The sequence below is a fragment of the Pseudomonas caspiana genome (assembly GCF_002158995.1).
GTDB classification, from domain to species: domain Bacteria; phylum Pseudomonadota; class Gammaproteobacteria; order Pseudomonadales; family Pseudomonadaceae; genus Aquipseudomonas; species Aquipseudomonas caspiana.
Window position 1 is genome coordinate 25,568 of the sequence record NZ_LOHF01000042.1, and the last position, 725, is coordinate 26,292.

Genomic DNA, 725 nt, shown 5'->3' on the forward strand with positions numbered 1-725 from the left:
ATCGGTCGTGAACACTTACCTGGAGAGTGGCCTTACAGCTGATGAAGCTGACTTCATTTTGGCAAATGCTGACCGTTATGTAATGACCATCGGAGTAGGGGATCGTCGGACAGGAACAGCGGTTCTGGGAGCGCGCTTTGCGATTGCGACCAATTGGAGCGGCGAGAATGTATCTGACCTGCAATTAACTCCTGATCCGTTTTCAGCGGGAGAATATAGGCATCGTCTGACATTAGCTGGAAGAGCTTTGACGGTCACCGACTCGCATTCAGGTACGAATACCTACGGTTCAATTCGTTATTTCACTGTGGAGCCAAAATCCTCATGATTCTTAGCGATTCTTAGCGATTCTTTGCATGGATTGCTCGCTTTTCCCGTAGCGGGCAGTCCCTCTACCTAATTTAACCGTGATGTTCCAGTTGCCTGTGTGTGGTACGGCAAGCCGTGCAGGTAGCATTCCATGCTTTTTTTGCCCATTGCTCCGGTACGAGCGCTCGATGGATGTGAACAAATGACAAATGAACAGCAAGCGCTGGCAGAGATGCCGATTTTTTTAGTGATCATCCTGGCGTTGGTCGGTGGTGTGTCGGGTGAGATGTGGCGCGCCGACAAAGAAGGTGCGCGAGGCTGGGCTTTGCTGCGCCGGCTTGCCCTTCGGTCGGGGGCATGCATTGTCTGTGGGTTGTCGGCAATGATGCTGATGATCGCGGCGGGCATGACGATTT

2 protein-coding genes are annotated in these 725 nt (G+C 52.1%); both read left to right on the plus strand.

What is annotated here, in order from left to right:
• The coding region (locus AUC60_RS27775) for a hypothetical protein (protein WP_238599653.1) at positions 1–328 on the plus strand (328 nt) is incomplete at its 5' end.
• Between the two features lie 183 nt (positions 329–511).
• Positions 512–725 (plus strand): phage holin family protein (locus AUC60_RS27005; protein WP_274521402.1); only part of this gene is annotated, 214 nt, incomplete at its 3' end.